Here is a 19,519-nt window from a genome sequence, read left to right on the forward strand (position 1 = left end):
AAGGGAAGCGCATCAGAGGAGCTTGTGTTCGGCCAGCTTCTTGCGCAGGGTGTTGCGATTGATGTCGAGCCAGCGCGCCGCCAGCGACTGGTTACCCTCGGCGTGTTTCATCACCGTGGCCAGCAGCGGCTTTTCCACCGCCTGCATCACCATGGTGTGGATGCCATGCGGCTCGGAGCCGCCGAGGTCGTTGAAGTAGGCCTCGAGGCTGTCGACGACGCATTGTTCGAGAGTGGTCTTGCGAGGAGCAGCGGACATGGTGGGACGCTGAGTTTCAGGCGGCCAACGGCGCAGCGGGCTGCGCGGCAGACGGCATGCCGGGGTTGAGGAAGACGCGAAGCGCCGCGAGTTGCTCGGCTGCGGTCTGCAGGGTGTTGAAGTGGCGGCGAAACAGATCGCCGCCGGGCAGCGTGGCCACATACCAGCCCACATGCTTGCGCGCGGTGCGCACGCCGATGGCCTCGCCGTACAGGCCGTAGTGATCGTCGAGGTGGGCGAACAGCCAGTCGCGCCACTGCGCGGGCGCGGGGTCGGCAGGCAGGCTGCCGCCTGCCAGATAGGCGGCGATCTGGCCGAATAGCCAGGGCCGACCCATGGCCGCGCGGCCGATCATCACCGCGTCGGCGCCGCTTTGCCGCAGCACGGCGGCGGCCTTTTGCGGCGAGTCGATGTCGCCATTGGCCACTACCGGAATGCTCACGCTGCGCTTCACTTCGGCGACGGTGACGTACTCGGCTTCGCCGCCGTAGCCCTGCTCGCGGGTGCGGCCGTGCACCACCAGCATGGCGGCGCCTGCGGCTTCGGCCCTGCGGGCGATGCGCGGCGCGTTGCGCGCGGCCTCGCACCAGCCGGCGCGCATTTTCAGCGTGACGGGCGCGTCGAACGGGCGGGCTGCCGCCACCGCGGCCTCGACCAGCCGCGCGGCGAGGTCTTCGTCCTGCATGAGCGCGGAACCGGCCCAGCGGTTGCACACTTTCTTCGCCGGGCAGCCCATGTTGATGTCGATGATGTCGGCGCCACGCTCCAGGTTGTAGCGGGTGGCTTCGGCGATCTGTTCGGGATCGGTGCCGACGATCTGCACCGCGATGGGCGCGGCCTCGCCGTCGTGATTGGCGCGCCTAGAGGTCTTGAGGGTGTCGCGCAGATCGGCGCGCGAGGTCACCATCTCGCTGACGCAATAGCCCGCGCCGAGCTGCCGCGCGAGACGCCGGTAGGGCCGGTCGGTCACGCCGGCCATGGGCGCGGCGAACACGCGGTTGGGCAGTTCATGCCGCCCGAGCCGCAGCGGCGCGCTCAGCCGCGCGAACGCCGCAAAGGGCGCAGGTTCGGCGAGGGCAGAGGATGGGGTCATGGCGGAAAAGCGTGCGCAAGGCAGCCACCACCCGGAAGTGCGACTGCCGCTTTTTTGTGCAGGGGAGTGATTCTATGCGGCAGCAGAGGGCTGCCCGCCGTCGCCGTCGGCAGCGCCGCCAGTCTGCGCCTGCCGGAGTCGGATCTGGCGCCAGACCTGCAGCTTGTCCTCCTCGCTCATGCTGCTCCAGCGCGCGATTTCGTCGAGGGTACGCAAACAGCCGCGGCACAGCCCGCGCTCCTCAATCATGGTGCAGACGTTGATGCAGGGCGAGGGCACGGTCATGCTCAGGGCGCCCTGGTGACGTTGCCGGGCGCGGTGCCGAGCCAGCGCGGCAGGTCGTCGGGCTGCAGCGCGAACACGGCATGCGGATGCCCTGCCGCGGCCCAGATGCGATCGAAGCGCCACAGGCTGTCGTCGATCAGCGCCAGCGGCGGCTGGATATGGCCCACCGGGCTGACGCCGCCGATGGCAAAGCCAGTGGCGGCGCGCACGAAGTCAGCATCGGCCCGCGCCAGCTTGCCCACCTGCGCGGCCACGGCTTTTTCGTCCACCCGGCGGTCGCCGGCGCAGACCACCAGCACCGCTCTGTTGCTTTCGGCATGGCGGAACACGATGGACTTGGCGATCTGGCCGAGCTGAACCCCCAGGGCGTCGGCCGCCTGCTGCGCGGTACGGGCAGCATCGTCGAGCATGACGGGCTGCTCGGCATGGTCCAGCGCCGCCAAGGCGTCGACCACGCGCTGTACGGAGTCAGAAAGAGATGAAAGGGCGCTGGTTGGCATGGTTTGACTTACGCGCAGACAGCATCGCCCCGGGCTTCGCCCTGCTCGGCGGCCCACTTGGACAGCAGGGCCTTGCCCGCGCGGCTGTTGTTGGGGCGGTCGATGGCGCGGGTGATGAAGTCGCCAGCCTCGACCACGGCGCGAAGATCGACACCGGTCTCAACCCCCAGGCCTTGCAGCAGGTAGAGCACGTCCTCGGTGGCGACATTGCCGGTGGCGCCCCGGGCATAGGGGCAGCCGCCCAGACCGGCGACGGAGGCATGAAAGCTGGCCACGCCCAACTGCAGCGCCGCGTAGATGTTGGCCAGCGCCTGGCCGTAGGTGTCGTGGAAATGTCCGGCCAGCCTGTGCATGGGAAAGACCGCGGCGCTGGCCTCGAACACGGCCTGCACCCGGACGGGCGTGCCCACGCCTATGGTGTCGGCGATGTCGATGGAGTCGCAGCCCAGATCGGCCATGCGGCGCACCACCTCGGCCACGGCAGACGGCGCCACCTCGCCCTGATAGGGGCAGCCCAACGCCACCGAAATGCTGCCGCGCAGCTTCACCCCGGCGGCGCGCGCGGCTTCGGCCACGGGGCGGAAGCGCTCAATGGATTCGGCGATGGAGCAGTTGATGTTCTTCTGCGCGAAGGCCTCGCTGGCGGCGCTGAACACCACCACTTCGCCCACGCCTGCGGCCAGCGCGGCTTCCATGCCTTTCATATTGGGCACCAGCGCCGAATACACCGTGCCGGGACGCCGCCGGATCTGCGCCATGACGGCGGCGGAGTCGGCCATCTGCGGCACCCATTTGGGCGAGACGAAGGCCGCAGCCTCGACGTTGGCAAACCCCGCCGCGGACAGCCGGTCGATGAGATCGACCTTGATGTCCAGCGGCACGGGCCGGGCCTCGTTCTGCAGCCCGTCACGCGGGCCGACTTCGACCACTTCGACGAAACGGGGCAAGGTGCTGTTTGTCATGATGCCTCCTCTCCTCAATAGCCCAGCCGCATGTCCACCACGCCGCTGGGTCGCTCGCCGCGCTCGATGGCTGCGATCTTGCGCATGATCTGCGCCGCCGACGGCCCCACCAGGGTTTGCGCCGCGACATGCGGGGTGACGCGCACCCGCGGGTGGCGCCACAGCGCATCGTCGGCGGGCAAGGGCTCGGTGGCGAACACATCGAGCAGGGCGCTGGCGATATGGCCGGACTGCAGCAACTCCAGCAGGTCGCCCTGGTCGATGACGGCGCCACGGCTGGCGTTGATGAGGTGCGCCCCCTGGGGCAGTAGGCTCAAAACAGCGTAAACGAGCAGGCCGCGCGTGTCTGCGGTGAGGGGAAGCAACACCACCAGCGCCCGGGTCTGCGCCAGAAAGGCATCGAGCCGCTCCAGCGGCACGATAGGGCAGCCCAGGCCCGCGTCGGATCGCCCGCTGCGGGTGCAGGCGTGGATGGGAAAATCCATCGCCGCCACGCGGCGGGCGGCCGCGGCACCCATCTGCCCCAGGCCGAGAAAGCCCACGGTGAAGCTCGAACGCGGCGGCAGCGGCAACGGCTCCCAGCGTTGCTGCGCCTGCTGCTCGGCGTAGTCGGTCATGCGGCGGTAGGCGTGCAGCACGCCCTCGGCCACATAGTCGGCCATCTGCCGCCCCATGCCCGCGTCTTCAAGCCGGATCAGCGGCACGCCAGGGTGCAGGCGGTGCAGTTGCGGCGCAATCGCGTCCACCCCGGCGCCGAGGTTGAACACCGCGCGCAGCCCCATCTGCCCGGCGAGCCAGTCAGGGTCGGGCCGCCAGACCAGGGCGAACTCGGCCTGCGCCTCGGGGTCGGCGCAGGCGTCGATGACCTCGATGGCCAGGCCGGTTTCCTTGGCGTGCTGCATCAGCGCGTCGCGCCAGCGGCGAAAAGGCTCGTCCGGGTCCCAGACGGCCAGTCTCATGCCGTTGCTCCTTGCTCTTGCGAGGCTTCGATGCGCAGCAGCTCGGCCCCCTCGCTCACCTGATCGCCCACCGCGACGAGCAGCTCGCTGACCCGACCTGCCGCGGGCGCGCCCAGGGTGTGTTCCATTTTCATGGCTTCGAGCGCCAGCAGCGGCGCCCCGGCCTGCACCATGTGGCCAGCCTGCACATGCAGGGCGATGATCTTGCCGGGCATGGGCGCGGTCAGGCGGCCGCCAGCGGTGTCGCCCACGGCATCACCCAGATCGGGGCCGAGCCGATGCAGCACGGCCTGCTCGCCATCCGAGAACACCTGATAGGTCATCGCATCGAGACAGACGACCTCCATCTGCGTGCGCTTGGCACCCAGGGTGAGCACCAGCGAGAACGCCTGCGTGGCGTCATCGACCCGCATGGCGCGAGCGGAGCAGGCGAAGGGCAGGGGCTGCACCGCGCCGGGCGTCTGCAGGCGCAAGGGTTGGCCCGACGACGGCGACCACAGCACGCAGTGCAGCGGTCCCCAGGGGCTGTCGAAGCGCAGCGCGCGCGGCGGCAGCACGCCGTTGGTGAAGCCGTCGCAGGCCGACCAGGGATCGGCGGTCTGCTGCGCGCGTTCGGCTTCGAGCAGGGCGCCGATGGCGGCAGCGCAGGCCATCGATGCAGGCAGGGAGGACGGCGCCAGCAGCGCCTGCTGATGGCGCGCGATCAGCCCGGTATCGACCTTGCCCGCGGCAAAGGCTGGGTCGTCCAGCAGACGATGGAGAAACTGCACGTTGGTCTGCGGCCCGGCGATGTGCGTGGCCTCGAGCGCCTGGCGCAGCCGCAGGCGGGCCTGCTCGCGGGTTTCGCCCCAGGCGATGAGCTTGGCGATCATCGGGTCGTAGTACGGGGTGATGGCGTCGCCTTCGCGCACCCCGCTGTCGATGCGTATACCGTTGAGAGAAACTGAACCGAACGCCGCATGCAGGGGCAGCGCCAGTCGCCGCAACCGGCCGGTGGAGGGCAGAAAACCCGCCTCGGGATGTTCGGCGTAGATGCGGGCCTCGATGGCGTGGCCTTGGTTGCGCACCTCGTCCTGGCCGATGGGCAAGGGCTGGCCTGCGGCCACGCGCAACTGCCATTCGACGAGATCGAGCCCGGTGATGAGTTCGGTCACCGGATGCTCGACCTGCAGCCGGGTGTTCATCTCCATGAAATAGAACTTCTGCGGAGCGCCCTCGTCGTTGCATTCGACGATGAATTCCACCGTGCCCGCACCGACATAGCCCACGGCACGCGCAGCCGCGACCGCGGCCTCGCCCATCTCGCGCCTGAGGGCCTCGGGCAGGCCGGGCGCTGGCGCCTCTTCGATGACCTTCTGATGGCGGCGTTGCATCGAGCAGTCGCGTTCGAACAGCCACAGGCAATGGCCGTGCGTGTCGGCGAACACCTGGATCTCGATATGGCGCGGGTTACGCACCAGCCTCTCAATGAGCACGGCATCGTTGCCGAAACTGCTCTGCGCCTCGCGGCGGCAGGAGGCCAGCGCCTCGTCGAAAGCCTGCGCGTCGTGCACCTCGCGCATGCCCTTGCCGCCGCCGCCTGCGCTGGCCTTGATCAGCACCGGAAAACCGATGCGCTCGGCCTCGGCCTTGAGCAACGCGGCGTCCTGCGATGCGCCGTGATAGCCGGGCACCAGCGGCACGCCCGCGGCCTGCATCAGGCGCTTGGATTCGGCCTTGAGGCCCATCGCCCGCATGGCTTCGGGCGGCGGGCCGATGAACACCACGCCCGCCTCGGCGCATTGCCGCGCAAAGCCCGCGTTCTCGCTCAGAAAGCCATAGCCCGGGTGAACGGCCTGCGCGCCGGTATCACGGGCTGCCTGCAGAATGCGATCACCACGCAAATAGCTTTGCGCCGCCTCGGCAGCGCCGATGCACACCGCCTCGTCGCAAGCCGCCACATGCGCGGACTGCGCATCGGCCTCGGAATACACCGCCACGGTGCGTATGCCCAGGCAGCGGCAGGTGGCGGCCACGCGGCAGGCGATCTCGCCGCGGTTGGCGATCAGGACTTTCGAGAACACTTCAGACCTCCCCTTGCCGCGCGGCGGCGAGATCGCCTGCTACGGCGCTGCGCGCCTGCAGTCGATTTGGCTGCGCCGCTGCGTCCCGGCTTTGCCGGGACTGGTCCCCGCGGTTGGCGATCAGGACTTTCGAGAACACGATAAGCTCCCCATCAGGTCTTGTCGCGATACGGCACGTCGGTGACGCCCGGCGCAGACTTGGGCTCGGGCTCAGGCCTGCCGCTGAACATGCGCACCATGCGCCCGAGCAGCCCGCGCACGAAGTGAAAGCTCTTGCGCGCCAGCCAGACCATGACCACCAGCACCAGCGCCAGGGCGATGAAAAACAGCACCGGGTGCAGCCACGCCAGCCATAGCCCGCCCAGCACCAACGCGTCTTCGCCGAACGAGGCACCCACGTTGGAGAACGGCTCGGGCGAGGTGTTGATGGCCGCGCGGGTGGACAGCTTGGTGCCGTGGCTCACCGCGGCCAGGCTGCCACCGGCGGCGGCTGCAAGCGCAGCGACGAAGGTGTGATCGAGCCCGAACACGCTCGCCGCGAGCACGGCACCCGCCGGAATGCGCAGCAGGGTGGAGATGAAGTCGAGCAGGCTGTCCACCCCCGGAATCTTGTCGCCGACGAATTCGAGAAAGGCCAGAAACCCGGTGATGCCCACGGCCACCGGGCTGGCCAGCATCTGCAGACCGGCGGGCAGTTGCACCCACCCCGCCATGCCTGCGGCGCCGACGGCGAACATCACCAGAAAGGCGCGCAGCCCGCTGGCCCAGCCCAGCGCGGCGGCCAGCGCCAGGAGTTGCAGGGTGTCGAGATGGGGTGGATTCATGGCGTGCGCTGCAAGGTCACGGTGCGGCGCGCTGCGGGTCTGCCGGACTCGGCCATGGGGACTTCGGGCAGACCTTCCGCGCGCAGCCCGAGACGGGCGAACAGGGCGCGGTCGGCATCGACCTCGGCGTTGCCGGTGACCAGCAGGGTGTCGCCGTAGAAGATGGAATTGGCCCCGGCGAGGAAGCACAGCGCCTGAATGCCGTCGCCGAGTTCGCGCCGCCCGGCCGACAACCGCACCCGGGCGCGCGGCATGACGATGCGCGCCGCCGCCACGGTGCGCACAAATTCGAAGGGATCGAGGTCGGGGGCGTGTTCCAGCGGCGTGCCCGCCACCCGCACCAGCGCGTTGATCGGCACCGATTCGGGATAGGGGTCGAGATTGGCGAGTTCGGCCAGCAGACCGGCGCGCTCGGCCCGGCCCTCGCCCATGCCGACGATGCCGCCGCAGCACACTTTCATGCCAGCTTCGCGCACATGGTGCAGGGTGTCCAGGCGCTCCTGATAGGTGCGGGTGGTGATGATCTCGCCGTAGAACTCGGGCGAGGTGTCGAGGTTGTGGTTGTAGTAGTCGAGCCCGGCCTCGGCCAGGCGCCGTGCCTGCTCGGGCCGCAGCATGCCCAGGGTCATGCAGGTTTCAAGCCCGAGCGCCTTGACGCCCTCGACCACCGCCGCCACGGCGTCGAGGTCGCGGTCTTTCGGCTCGCGCCAGGCTGCGCCCATGCAGAAGCGCGCCGCACCTGCCTGTTTGGCGGCGCGGGCGTTGGCCAGCACGAGGTCGACATCCATCAGCTTGCCCGCCTTCAGGCCGACATCGTGATGCGCCGACTGCGGGCAATAGCCGCAGTCTTCGGCGCAGCCGCCGGTCTTGATCGACAGCAGCGAGGAAAGCTGGATCTCGGTGGGGTCGAAGTGGGCGCGGTGCACCTGCTGCGCCTGCCACAGCAGGTCGGGCAGGGGCAGGTCGAGCAGGGCGAGGATGCGCTCGCGGGTCCAGGGTTCGGAAGGTTTGGAGTTGTTCATAGTGCGGTTCGGTTGGGGCCGGATTCGACCCAGTCCGGTTGGCGTTTGGCGAGAAAGGCGGCGATGCCCTCGCGCCCGTCGGCGCTGGCGCGGGCCTCGGCGATGCGCTCGGCCGTGTCGGCGAGCAAGGCTTCGCTCAAGGGGCGATGCGCCACGTCGGCCAGCAGGCGCTTGGCCGCGGCCAGCGCCTGCGGAGACGCCGCCAGCAGGGCCTGCGTCCACGCTGCGACCTGGGCATCGAGCGCTGCCGCGTCTGCGGCCACGGCATGCAGCAGGCCGATGGCCACGGCGCGCTCGGCGTCGAACACCTCGGCGGTGAGGGTGTAGCGCTGCGCCGCGCGTTCGCCGATGGCACGCAGCACATGCGGCATGATGGTGGCCGGTATCAGGCCGAGCTTGACTTCGCTCAGACAAAACCGCGCGCCGCGCACGGCCACGGCCAGATCGCAAGCGGCCACCAGCCCCAAGCCCCCGGCGAAAGCGTCGCCCTGCACCCTCGCGATCACCGGCTTGGGGCATTCGGCCACGGCGCGCAGCATGCGGGCCAGGTGCATCGCATCGTCGCGGTTCTGCGCGTCGGTGAAACCGGCGAGCTGCTGCATGTAGCGCAGATCGGCCCCGGCGCAGAACGCAGGGCCCTGCGCGGCGAGCACGATGACGCGCACCTGCGTCTCGCCGCCCAGCGCGGTGAAGGCAGCATGCAGCGCGGCGATGGTGGCGGCGTCGAAGGCGTTGCGCACCTCGGGGCGGTTGAGAGTGACGGTGGCGATGGCACCAAAGCGCTCCAGGTGCACGGAAGCGGCGGTCGGGTTCATGCCTGCTCCTCGCGCAGCATGTAGATCAGGTCGAGCACCGGGGACGGATGGCCCATGGCGGTGAGCGCCGCGGTGATCTGGCCGCGGTGATGCGTGGCATGGTTGAACACATGCGCCAGCGTGGCAGCGAAGGGCGTGGTCGTCGGCTCGCCCTTGCTGGTGGCGTAGCGCAAAGGCGCATCGAAGCGCTCGGGCGGCAAGGCGGCGATGTAGGGCTGCCAGGCCTGCGCGGTGGCGAGCAGACGCTGCGCCAGCCGGGCGCGGTCGGGCTCGGCCTCGTCGTCGAGCGCCAGCCCCGCGGGCGAGACGCCATCGACGAAACGGCGCTGCCACAACAGACCCTCGCCCACCAGCAGGTGGTTGAGGGTGCCGTGGATGCTCTTGAAGAACAGCCCGCAGTCGCGCCGATAGTCGGCTTCCGGCAGTGGCGCGATGTGCGCGTCGAGCAGCCGCCTCGTGGCCCAGACGTGGTAGCGGGCGAGGGTGGCGAAGTAGTCGCCGAGTGGATGGATGGGATTCATTGCGGCCATGTGTCAATGTCTCCCACCATTTTGAAGGCCTCGAAGTCGGCATCGCGATGCAGCAGGGTGTGACCCTGCGCCATGCAGAAACTGGCCAGCAGCACATCGACCGGGCTGCGCACGCTGCGGCCTTGCAGGCGCAGGCGGCGATACAGATGCGCGGCCTGCACCGCCTGATCCTCGCCGCCGAGGCTGACCTGCGGCAGCGCACGCATGAGCTGTTCGGCGGCGTCGGCAGCGCGCCCGGGGCGAAAGCCGCGCAGCACCTCGAACAGCACCAGATCAGCCATGCCGACCTCGACGCTCGAATCGCCCAGGCAGCGCGCCAGCGCCCCACTGGCGCCTGCGCGTTCGCCGCGGAAAAAGTCGATCCACACGCTGGAGTCCACCAGAATCATTTGGAAGATGATTTGACGCGGCGCCGACTTGCGGTCTTGGACGCGCGTTTTCCTGCCGTGGAAGCGTAGGCCGCACCCGGCATGGCAAGCTGCAAGGATGCCGCGTCTTGCTCGACGCGCGCTGCCGCCCATGCCGCGTCGGAGTCGTCCCACTGCAACTGGCCGCGCAAGGCCAGCAAGCCCTCGTACACCTTGCGACGGCGCAACAAGCGCAAGCCTTCCTCCACCGCCTCTTTCTTGGTCTTGAAACCGCCAGCTTCCATGGCCGCGGCCATCAAGGCATCGTCGATGTCGATATTGGTTCGCATGATCAGCCTCTCGAATGTGTACGAATGATAAAAATTATACACATCACATGCGGAACACGCCGAAGCGGGTTTCGGGGATGGGCGCATTCAGCGCGGCCGACAGGCCCAGCGCCAGCACGCGGCGGGTGTCGGCGGGGTCGATCACGCCGTCGTCCCACAGCCTCGCGGTGGCGTAGTACGGGTGGCCCTGCGCCTCGTACTGTTCGCGGATGGGCGCTTTGAAGGCCTCCTCTTCGTCCGCGCTCCAGTTGCCACCCTTGGCCTCGATGCCGTCGCGCCGCACGGTGGCGAGCACGCTGGCGGCCTGCTCGCCACCCATCACGCTGATGCGGGCGTTGGGCCACATCCAGAGCTGGCGTGGGCCGTAGGCGCGGCCGCACATGCCGTAGTTGCCGGCGCCGAAGGAGCCGCCGATGATCACCGTGAACTTGGGCACCTGGGCGCAGGCCACCGCCGTGACCAGCTTGGCGCCGTGACGGGCAATGCCTTCGTTCTCGGCCTTGCGCCCGACCATGAAGCCGGTGATGTTCTGAAGGAACAGCAGCGGGATGCGGCGCTGGCAGCACAGCTCGATGAAGTGGGCGCCCTTCACGGCGCTGTCGGAGAACAGAATGCCGTTGTTCGCCAGGATGCCCACCGGCATGCCGTGCAGATGGGCGAAGCCGCACAGCAGCGTGGTACCGAAGCGGGCCTTGAACTCGTCGAACTCGGAGCCGTCGACGAGGCGGGCGATGACCTCGCGCGCGTCGAAGGGCTTGCGGGCATCCAGGTGCACCACGCCGTACAACTCGCTGGCCGGATACAGCGGCTCGCGCGGCTCGCGCAGGTCGAGCGCGGCGCGTTCGGGCGGCCGCAGGCGCGAGACGATGCGCCGGGCGATGGCCAGCGCATGCGCGTCGTTGGCCGCCAGATGATCGGCCACGCCCGACAGGCGGGTGTGCACATCGCCGCCGCCCAGGTCTTCGGCGCTGACCTCCTCGCCGGTGGCCGCTTTCACCAGCGGCGGGCCACCGAGGAAGATGGTGCCCTGGTTGGCGACGATGACCGACTCGTCGCTCATGGCCGGCACATAGGCGCCGCCAGCGGTGCATGAACCCATGACCACCGCGATCTGCGCGATGCCCTCGGCGCTCAGCGTGGCCTGGTTGTAGAAGATGCGGCCGAAGTGGTCGCGGTCGGGAAACACCTCGTCCTGGTTGGGCAGATTGGCGCCGCCCGAATCGACCAGGTAGATGCAGGGCAGGCGGTTCTCGCGCGCAATGTCCTGCGCGCGCAGATGCTTTTTCACCGTCATCGGGTAATAGGTGCCGCCCTTCACCGTGGCGTCGTTGCAGACGATGACGCACTGCCGCCCGCTCACCCGCCCGATGCCAGTGATGACGCCCGCGCCCGGCGCTGCGTCGTCGTACAGGCCGTGCGCTGCCAGCGGCGAGAACTCCAGGAAGGGCGATCCGGGATCGAGCAGCGCCGCCACACGTTCGCGCGGCAGCAGCTTGCCGCGCGCCACATGCTTGGCGCGCGCCGCCTCGCCGCCGCCCTCGGCCACGCGGGCGATGCGTGCGCGCAGATCGTCCACCAGCGTCTGCATGGCGGCGGCGTTGGCCGCAAACTCGGCGCTGCGCGGGTTGAGTCGGGTGTCGAGCTTGGTCATGGGCGCTTTCAGGCGGTCTTCTCGGCGCGCAGCCCGAGCTCTTGTTGCATGGCTTCACGAATCTTGAACTTCTGCACCTTGCCGGTGATGGTCAGCGGAAAGCTCGGCACGAAGCGGATGTAGCGCGGAATCTTGTAATGCGCGATCTTCCCCTTGCAGAAATCGCGGATGTCGTCGTCCGTGGGCATGGCGCCGGTCTTGGGGATGATCCAGGCGCACAGCTCCTCACCGTACTTCGGGTCGGGTACGCCGACCACCTGCACGTCCTGCACCATGGGGTGGCGGTAGAGGAATTCCTCGACCTCGCGCGGGTAGATGTTTTCGCCGCCGCGGATCACCATGTCCTTGATGCGACCGACGATATTCACATAGCCCTCGACGTCCATCACCGCGAGGTCGCCGGTGTGCATCCAGCCTTCGGCGTCGATGGCCTCGCGCGTCTTCTCGGCATCGCCCCAGTAGCCGTGCATCACCGAATACCCCTTGGTGCAGAGCTCGCCAGTCTCGCCGGGCGCCACGGTCTCGCCGCTCTGCGGATCGACGATCTTCACCTCCAGGTGCGGCTGCACCTGACCCACCGTGCTCACCCGCTTGTCCAGCGGCGTGTCGGTGGAGCTCTGGCAACTCACGGGCGCGGTTTCGGTCATGCCGTAGGCGATGGTGATTTCGCTCAGGTGCATGTCGCGCACCACCCGCTTCATCACCTCGATCGGGCAGGGGCTGCCGGCCATGATGCCGGTGCGCAGGGTGGAGAGGTCGAACTCCGCGAACCGTGGGTGGTCGAGCATGGCGATGAACATGGTCGGCACGCCGTGCAGCCCGGTGCACGCTTCCTCCTGCACGGTCTGCAGCGTGAGCAGCGGGTCGAAGGCATCGTTGGGATAGACGATGGTGGCGCCGTGCGTGATGCAGGCCAGGTTGCCCAGCACCATGCCGAAGCAGTGATACAGCGGCACCGGAATGCACAGTCGGTCGACGGCGGTGAGCTTCATCGCCTCGCCGATAAAGTAGCCGTTGTTCAGGATGTTGCTGTGGGTCAGCGTGGCGCCCTTGGGAAAGCCGGTGGTGCCGCTGGTGAACTGGATGTTGATGGGTTCATGGGCATGGAGCATCGCCGCCGCCTCGCCCACCGCCGGGTCGTCGGCGCTGCCACGGGCGATCCAGTCGGCGAAGCGAAGCATGCCCGGCTCTTCGATCTGTCCCAGGTGCACCACCAGCTTGAGATCAGGCAGCCGCGCGGCGCGCAGCTCACCCGGCGCGCAGCTCGCCAGCTCAGGGGCCAGCTCGCGCAGCATGGCGAGGTAGTCGCTGGTCTTGAACGAGGGCATGGTCACCAGCGCACGGCAGCCCACCTTGTTGAGCGCGTATTCCACTTCGGCGGTGCGGTAGGCCGGGTTGATATTCACCAGAATGATGCCGACCTTGGCCGTGGCCAGTTGCATCAGCACCCATTCCACGCTGTTGTGCGCCCAGATACCCACGCGGTCGCCCTTGCGCAGGCCGCTGCGCAGCATGCTGCTGGCCAGCCGGTCCACTTCGCGCTTGAGCTCGGCATAGCTCAGGCGCACGCCCTGATGCCGCACGACCAGCGCTTCGTGCTGGCCCTGATGCGCGGCCATGGCGTCGAAAAAATCGCCGAGGGTCTGGGTGATGAGCGGCTGCTCTAGGGCGCCGCAGGCGTAGGCCTGAACCAGTGGGGTGGGGTCGGTCATGAGAGTCTCCTGGGTTCGTTGCATGCCGCCCGCGACTGCGCGCGGGTCGGCTGTCGGGTCAGAATCCGCCTGTGCTCAGCCAGTGCTCCAGTTGCGGCAGCCGATCCACACCCCAGAAGGGCTGTTCGTCCACCACCATGAACGGCGCGCCGCACATACCCTGCTCCAGCGCCCGATCGACGTTGGCCTTGAGCTGGGCCTTGATCGCCGGATCGGCAGTAAAGCGCGCCACTGCATCGCTCGCCAGCCCCTGCTCGGCGGCAAGGGCTTCGAGCACGGGCAACTCGGCGAGGTTGCGATTCTGGGTGAAATAGGCGCTGTAGCAGCGATGCAGCCAGGGCACGGCCTGCTGCGACTGTTCGCGCTGCAGGCCGATGAACACGCGCGCGGCCTGATGGGTCGCAATGGGGAAAGGCGAGGGCAGCACAAAAGGCACGCCCAAATACCGCGCGCTGCGCGGAATGTCGATGCGGGCATAGTCGCCCTTGAGCGGCTGGTCGATCAGCGGCCTGGCCCCGGTCGTCTGAAACACCGGGCCGAGCAGCACCGGCACCCACTCGATGTCGCGCAGATGGCGCGCAGCGATGGCTTCGATCTGCGTGCTCGCCAGATAGGCATAGGGCGAGGAGAAGTCGAAAAAGAAGGTGATCGGGCTGACGGGCATGCAAGTCTCCTGGTGTGGTTCTGGTGTGGCGCTTCACAGCGCGCGGGCGATCAGCATTTTCTGCACGTCGGAGGTGCCTTCGTAAATCTGGCAAACCCGCACATCGCGCCAGATGCGCTCGACGGGAAAATCCGCCACGTAGCCGTAGCCGCCGTGGATCTGCATCGCCGCGCTGCACACCCGCTCGGCCATTTCGCTGGCCATCAGCTTGGCCATGGCGGCTTCCTTCAGACAGGGCTGGCCCGCGTCCTTAAGACTGGCCGCATGCCACAGCAGCTGCCGCGCGGATTCGATCTGCATGGCCATCTCAGCCAGACGGAACTGCACCGCCTGATGCTCGAAGATGGATTTGCCGAAGGCGCTGCGATCGTGCGCGTAGCGCTGCGCCGCTTCGAAGGCCGCGCGCGCCATGCCGACGGCTTGCGCCGCAATGCCGATGCGCCCGCCTTCCAGGCCGGAGAGGGCGATTTTGTAGCCCTGCCCTTCCTCGCCGATGCGCTGACTCACCGGCACGCGGCAAGCCTCGAAGCGGATCTGCGCGGTGTCGCTCGCCGACTGACCGGCCTTGTCTTCCAGTCGCTCGACGATGTAGCCGGGCGCGTCGGTGGGTACGATGAAGGCGCTGATGCCCTTCTTGCCCGCCGCGCGGTCGGTGGCGGCGAGCACGATGGCGACCTGCCCGTTCTTGCCGCTGGTGATGAACTGCTTGACGCCGTCGATGACGTAGTGATCGGCCTCCAACCTTGCTGTGGTGCGGATGTTCGACGCATCCGACCCCGCCTGCGGCTCGGTCAGCGCAAACGCCCCGATCATCTCGCCGCGCGCCAGCGGCCGCAGCCACTGTTTCTTCTGCGCCCGGCTGCCCCAGGCCATGAGGATGGAGCATACCGGGCAGTTGTTGACGCTGACGATGGTGCTGGTCGCGCCGTCGGCCGCGGCGATCTCCTCGATGGCCAGCGCCAGCGACAGATAGTCCAGCCCGGCGCCGTCCCACTCCGTGGGCACGGCAATGCCCAGGCAGCCCAGCGCCGCCAGTCCCCGCAGCGCCTCGCGCGGAAAGCGGCCCTCGCGCGCCCAGGCCGCGGCGTGCGGGGCGATTTCGGCTTGAGCGAAATCACGCACCGCATCGCGGATCATGCGGTGGTCGTCATCGAGCAGCATGGTGGATCAGAGCAGTTCGACCGCCATCGCCGTGGCCTCGCCACCGCCGATGCACAGCGCGGCCATGCCCTTTTTCAGCCCGCGCTGCCGCAGTGCGCCCAGCAGGGTGACGACGATGCGCGCGCCCGAGGCGCCGATGGGGTGGCCCAGCGCCACTGCGCCGCCGTGCACGTTCACGATCTCGTGCGGCAGCTTGTATTCGCGCATGGCCGCCATGGTGACCGCGGCGAAGGCTTCGTTCACCTCCCACAGATCCACCTCGCCCACCTGCCAGCCCGCCTTCTCCAGCGCTTTGGCAATGGCGCCGACCGGCGCGGTGGTGAACCATTCGGGCGCCTGCGCGTACACGGCGTGCGAGACGATGCGAGCGATCGGCGCGCAGCCCAGCTTGTCGGCGCTGGACTGACGCATCAGCACCAGCGCCGCGCCACCATCGGAAATGCTCGACGAGGTCGCCGCGGTGATGCTGCCGTCCTTCTTGAACGCGGGCTTGAGGCCTGGAATCTTCTCGAGCTTGGCCTTGAACGGCTGCTCGTCGCGGCTGATGCTCACCTCGCCACCGCGACCGGCCACGGTGACCGGCGCCATTTCCCAGTCGAAGCAGCCGTCTTCGTTGGCTTTTTTGCTGCGCTCGGTGGAGGCGATGGCGAAGGCGTCCATCTCCTCGCGGCTGAAGCCGTATTTCGCCACGCAGCTTTCGGCGAACACACCCATGGCCTTGCCGCGGTCGTAAGCGTCTTCGAGGCCGTCGAGCGCCATGTGGTCGTAGAACTGGGTGAGGCCGTACTTCACCCCCTTGCGCACGAAGGCCAGATGCGGCGCGTTGGTCATGCTTTCCATGCCACCGGCAACGATCACGTTGGCGCTGCCCGCAGCCAGCATGTCGTGGGCGAACATCATCGCCCGCATGCCCGAGCCGCACATTTTCGACATCGTGACCGCGCCGGCGGACTGCGGCAGCCCCGCCTTGAGTGCGGCCTGGCGCGCCGGGGCCTGGCCCTGCCCGGCCATCAGGCAGTTGCCCATGAGCACTTCGTCCACTTGGTCGCCGCCCACACCGGCGCGCTGCATCGCAGCAGCTATGGCGGTGGCGCCCAGCTCCCAGGCAGGCACGGCGGCCAAGTCGCCGAGCAGGCCGCCGATGGGCGTGCGCGCGGCGGAAACGATGACGATCGGATCAGTCATGATGGGGTCTCCATGGTGATTGGATGGGAATGTGCGGGGGCATCCAACGGCCGCGGAAAGCGGCGCGATGCTTCATAAGTGAAGACGTCGTACAGATGACCCTCGCGGATGCGGCTCTGGTGTTCCTGCCAGAACACCGGGTCGAGCAGGTCAGCGTGATGTTTCATGAACACCGCGCGCACCTTGGGGTTGCCCAGCAAGAACTGGCCGAAGGTCTCGGGAAACACGTCATGCGGGCCGACCGCATACCAGGGCTCGGCGGCCATTTCGTCTTCTTCGCAGCGCGCAGGCGGCACGCGGCGGAAGTTGCAGTCGGTGATGTACTCGATCTCGTCGTAGTCGTAGAACACCACCTTACCGTGGCGGGTGATGCCGAAGTTCTTCCACAGCATGTCGCCCGGAAAGATATTGGCCGCCACCATGTCCTTGATGGCGTTGCCGTATTCGATCACCGCGGCTTCGAGCTGGGCGTCGTCGGCTTCCTGCAGATAGATGTTGAGCGGAATCATCCGGCGTTCGATATAGCAGTGGCGGATGATGATGGTGTCGCCGTCATACTCAAGCTGAGATGGGCAATAGGTTTCGATCTCCTGGATCAGCTCGGGCGAAAACCGCGCGCGCGGAAACGCGACGTTGGAATACTCCAGCGTCTCGGCCATGCGGCCCACCCGGTCGTGCTGCTTGACCAGCAGATACTTGCCCTTGATCTTGTCGCGGGTGGTGTCTTTCTGCGGGGGATAGAAGTCCTTGATGACCTTGAACACGAAGGGAAACGACGGCAGGGTGAACACCACCATCACCATGCCCTTGATGCCCGGCGCGACGATGAACTGGTCGCTCGAATGCCGCAGGTGATAGAGAAAGTCGCGGTAGAACAGCGTCTTGCCCTGCTTGGCCAGGCCCAGCGCGTTGTACAGCTCGGCGCGCGGCTTGCGCGGCATGAGGCTGCGCAGAAACTGCACATAGGCCGACGGAATTTCCATGTCCACCATGAAATAGGCGCGGGCGAAGGAAAACAGCAACAGCATGTCGTCTTCACAGAGCAGCACGGTGTCGATGTAGAGCTGGCCGCGCTCGTTGTGCAGGATGGGCAGCGCCAGCGGAAACTCGGCAAAACCGTTGATCACCTTGCCCACCGCATACGCGCCCTTGTTGCGGAAGAACAGCGAGTCGAGCATCTGGATCTGGAAGTTGGCGCGCAGACGCACATCGCTGCCGAAGCGCTTGCGCACCGCCTCCAGCACCTGGCCGACATCGCGGTCGAGATCTTCAAAAGGCAGCGCGAGCTGAAAGTTCTCGATGGCCCGGCGCAGACAGCCGTGCAGCGCCGCGTGGGTGTGCGGGTAATACACCCGGAACGTCGGCTTGGCCGCAGGCTCCTCGTTCTCGATGTATTCGGTGGACACTGCCGGGCGCACGAACAGGAATTCGTTGTTGAAGTGTTCGCGCCGCAGAATCTTGGTCGTCACCGAGTTGAAAAAGGTTTCTGCCAGCTCGGGCTGGTGGTGATTGATCAGCAGGCCGATGAAATGCAGCTTGGCCTGCTGCCACACCTCCATAGGCTGGCTGCCGGCGTCGAGTTCCTTCTGCAGTCGCTCGGCGCCTTCATCCACGCGCTGGTCGTAAAAGGCGATGCGCTCGCGCTGCGCCGCCTGTTGCCCAGCCCAGTCGGCACGCTCGAAACGCTCTTTCGCGGCGGCGCTGACCTGGCGGAACAGCCGGTAATGACGGTTGAAGCCTTCGAGCATGGTGCGCGCCATGGCGAAAGCCACCGGGGAATCGAGGCGGGGCGGAAACTGATGCATCATTCAAGCGCGGTGCGATAACGGGCGTTCACTGTAAGCCCGTACCGACGACGCGGTAAAGACAGGGCCCGTGCTAGGCTTTTCGCCTTGCGGTCGCGCGGCTGGCGCCTGGCCGCGACGGATAAAACAGGAGAATCGCCATGCCCGGACTGCTTCCCAACGTCGATCCCGACGGCCTGCTCGACTACTCGGTGGTCTATACCGACCGCGCCCTCAACCACATGTCGCAGCGTTTCCAGCAGGTCATGCGCGACCTCTCGGCCATGCTGCGCCAGGCCTACGACGCGCAGCACGCGGTCATCGTGCCCGGCAGCGGCAGCTTCGGCATGGAGGCGGTGGCGCGCCAGTATGTGCAGGGCGGACGGGTGGTGATCGTGCGCAACGGCTGGTTCAGCTATCGCTGGACGCAGATCATCGAGCAGGGCCGCCTGACTGATGCCGCCAACGTGACCGTCTGCAAGGCCCGCCGCACAGGCAGCGGCGCGCAGGCACCGTTCGCGCCCGCGCCGATCGACGAGGTGGTCGCCACCATCCGCCGCGAGCGCCCGGCCGTGGTGTTCGCTCCGCATGTGGAAACATCTGCCGGGATGATGCTCCCCGACGGCTATCTGCAGGCCGTGGGCGCTGCCGCCCGCGAAGTCGGCGGGCTGTTCGTGCTCGACTGCATCGCCTCCGGCGCGATGTGGGTGGACATGGCCGCCTGCAATGTGGACGTGCTGGTCTCCGCGCCGCAAAAGGGCTGGAGCGGCCCGCCCTGCTGCGGCATGGTCATGCTGAACGACCGCGCCGCGCAGCAGCTCGACGCCACACAGAGCGACAGCTTCAGTTGCGACCTGAAGAAGTGGCACCAGATCATGCAGGCCTACCTGAACGGCGGTCATGCCTACCACGCCACCATGCCCACCGACGCCCTCGCCCAGGTGCGCGATGTGATGCGCGAGGCCTTCGACGTAGGCCTGCCCAAGCTGCGCGAGCAGCAGATCGCGCTGGGCCGCGCGGTGCGCGACAGCCTGGAGCGCCGCGGTCTGGTGAGTGTGGCCGCCGCAGGCTTTCAGGCGCCCGGCGTGGTGGTGAGCTTCACCACCGACCCGGATGTGCAGACCGGCAAGAAGTTCGCCGCCGCCGGCGTGCAGATCGCCGCCGGTGTGCCCCTGGCGCTGGACGAAGGCCCGGACTACAAGAGCTTCCGCATCGGCCTGTTCGGTCTGGACAAATGGGCCGACGTGCCCGCCGCGGTGCGTCGGCTCGACGCCGCGCTCGACGCCGCTGGTCTGCGCACACAGGTGCAGCCGCAACCCGCCTGAGCATGGCACCCACGGCGCGGCCTGTCCGC

The 19,519-nt window shown here is 67.8% G+C and carries 20 protein-coding genes; 1 reads left to right on the forward strand and 19 read right to left on the reverse strand.

The features are described from left to right. Window positions 1–12: 12 nt before the first annotated feature. From ASC45_RS01145 to aceK, 19 genes are all read right to left on the reverse strand, one after another. Window positions 13–258, reverse strand: a complete 246-nt coding sequence (locus ASC45_RS01145; RefSeq protein ID WP_055449190.1) for a helix-turn-helix domain-containing protein — start codon at window positions 256–258, stop codon at window positions 13–15. Window positions 259–274: 16 nt separating this feature from the next. After that, a complete protein-coding gene (gene dusB, locus ASC45_RS01150) occupies window positions 275–1,285 on the reverse strand; it encodes a tRNA dihydrouridine synthase DusB (RefSeq protein ID WP_055449469.1) in 1,011 nt (336 codons plus the stop codon). A 138-nt stretch (window positions 1,286–1,423) separates the two neighbouring features. Then, window positions 1,424–1,636: a DUF1289 domain-containing protein gene (locus tag ASC45_RS01155; protein ID WP_055449191.1), complete on the reverse strand. Its 213-nt coding sequence runs from the start codon at window positions 1,634–1,636 to the stop codon at window positions 1,424–1,426. A 2-nt stretch (window positions 1,637–1,638) separates the two neighbouring features. Further along, on the reverse strand, window positions 1,639–2,136 hold the full coding sequence (locus tag ASC45_RS01160) for a YbaK/EbsC family protein (RefSeq protein WP_055449192.1): 498 nt from the start codon (window positions 2,134–2,136) through the stop codon (window positions 1,639–1,641). Between the two features lie 8 nt (window positions 2,137–2,144). Then, a complete protein-coding gene (locus ASC45_RS01165; protein ID WP_055449193.1) occupies window positions 2,145–3,098 on the reverse strand; it encodes a hydroxymethylglutaryl-CoA lyase in 954 nt (317 codons plus the stop codon). 14 nt (window positions 3,099–3,112) lie between these two features. Continuing rightward, window positions 3,113–4,057: a 2-hydroxyacid dehydrogenase gene (locus tag ASC45_RS01170; protein ID WP_055449194.1), complete on the reverse strand. Its 945-nt coding sequence runs from the start codon at window positions 4,055–4,057 to the stop codon at window positions 3,113–3,115. Further along, window positions 4,054–6,120, reverse strand: coding sequence for an acetyl/propionyl/methylcrotonyl-CoA carboxylase subunit alpha (locus ASC45_RS01175; RefSeq protein ID WP_055449195.1), 2,067 nt, complete (start codon window positions 6,118–6,120; stop codon window positions 4,054–4,056). The genes ASC45_RS01170 and ASC45_RS01175 overlap by 4 nt, the downstream gene beginning before the upstream one ends. A 152-nt stretch (window positions 6,121–6,272) precedes the next feature. After that, window positions 6,273–6,944 (reverse strand): DUF4126 domain-containing protein, encoded by a 672-nt coding sequence (locus ASC45_RS01180; protein ID WP_055449196.1) that lies wholly within the window; start codon window positions 6,942–6,944, stop codon window positions 6,273–6,275. Further along, entirely contained in the window at window positions 6,941–7,966 is a 1,026-nt protein-coding gene (gene bioB, locus ASC45_RS01185) for a biotin synthase BioB (RefSeq protein ID WP_072242942.1), read from the reverse strand. Before bioB ends, ASC45_RS01180 begins: the two co-directional genes overlap by 4 nt. Next, window positions 7,963–8,781, reverse strand: coding sequence for an enoyl-CoA hydratase-related protein (locus ASC45_RS01190; RefSeq protein WP_055449197.1), 819 nt, complete (start codon window positions 8,779–8,781; stop codon window positions 7,963–7,965). The genes bioB and ASC45_RS01190 overlap by 4 nt, the downstream gene beginning before the upstream one ends. Then, a complete protein-coding gene (locus ASC45_RS01195; RefSeq protein ID WP_174514690.1) occupies window positions 8,778–9,311 on the reverse strand; it encodes a DinB family protein in 534 nt (177 codons plus the stop codon). The genes ASC45_RS01190 and ASC45_RS01195 overlap by 4 nt, the downstream gene beginning before the upstream one ends. Further along, complete coding sequence (gene vapC, locus ASC45_RS01200) at window positions 9,299–9,700, reverse strand: type II toxin-antitoxin system VapC family toxin (RefSeq protein WP_055449199.1); 402 nt, start codon at window positions 9,698–9,700, stop codon at window positions 9,299–9,301. The genes ASC45_RS01195 and vapC overlap by 13 nt, the downstream gene beginning before the upstream one ends. Continuing rightward, window positions 9,697–10,008 (reverse strand): type II toxin-antitoxin system VapB family antitoxin, encoded by a 312-nt coding sequence (locus ASC45_RS01205; protein ID WP_055449470.1) that lies wholly within the window; start codon window positions 10,006–10,008, stop codon window positions 9,697–9,699. Before ASC45_RS01205 ends, vapC begins: the two co-directional genes overlap by 4 nt. A 43-nt stretch (window positions 10,009–10,051) precedes the next feature. Continuing rightward, window positions 10,052–11,659: a carboxyl transferase domain-containing protein gene (locus tag ASC45_RS01210; RefSeq protein WP_055449200.1), complete on the reverse strand. Its 1,608-nt coding sequence runs from the start codon at window positions 11,657–11,659 to the stop codon at window positions 10,052–10,054. A gap of 8 nt (window positions 11,660–11,667) precedes the next feature. After that, on the reverse strand, window positions 11,668–13,371 hold the full coding sequence (locus ASC45_RS01215; protein ID WP_055449201.1) for an AMP-binding protein: 1,704 nt from the start codon (window positions 13,369–13,371) through the stop codon (window positions 11,668–11,670). A gap of 58 nt (window positions 13,372–13,429) precedes the next feature. Next, complete coding sequence (locus ASC45_RS01220) at window positions 13,430–14,035, reverse strand: 2-hydroxychromene-2-carboxylate isomerase (RefSeq protein ID WP_055449202.1); 606 nt, start codon at window positions 14,033–14,035, stop codon at window positions 13,430–13,432. Window positions 14,036–14,068: 33 nt separating this feature from the next. Further along, on the reverse strand, window positions 14,069–15,196 hold the full coding sequence (locus tag ASC45_RS01225) for an acyl-CoA dehydrogenase family protein (protein ID WP_055449203.1): 1,128 nt from the start codon (window positions 15,194–15,196) through the stop codon (window positions 14,069–14,071). A gap of 6 nt (window positions 15,197–15,202) precedes the next feature. Further along, window positions 15,203–16,381: an acetyl-CoA C-acyltransferase gene (locus ASC45_RS01230; protein WP_055449204.1), complete on the reverse strand. Its 1,179-nt coding sequence runs from the start codon at window positions 16,379–16,381 to the stop codon at window positions 15,203–15,205. Further along, a complete protein-coding gene (aceK, locus tag ASC45_RS01235) occupies window positions 16,378–18,186 on the reverse strand; it encodes a bifunctional isocitrate dehydrogenase kinase/phosphatase (protein ID WP_055449205.1) in 1,809 nt (602 codons plus the stop codon). Before aceK ends, ASC45_RS01230 begins: the two co-directional genes overlap by 4 nt. Before the next feature lie 140 nt (window positions 18,187–18,326). Here aceK and ASC45_RS01240 point away from each other — a divergent pair, with 140 nt between their 5' ends. After that, window positions 18,327–19,490 carry an aminotransferase class V-fold PLP-dependent enzyme gene (locus ASC45_RS01240; RefSeq protein WP_055449206.1) on the forward strand — a complete coding sequence of 388 codons (1,164 nt, stop codon included), beginning with the start codon at window positions 18,327–18,329 and terminating at the stop codon, window positions 19,488–19,490. Window positions 19,491–19,519: the final 29 nt, after the last annotated feature.

This window comes from Thiomonas bhubaneswarensis (assembly GCF_001418255.1).
Lineage (GTDB): Bacteria > Pseudomonadota > Gammaproteobacteria > Burkholderiales > Burkholderiaceae_C > Thiomonas > Thiomonas bhubaneswarensis.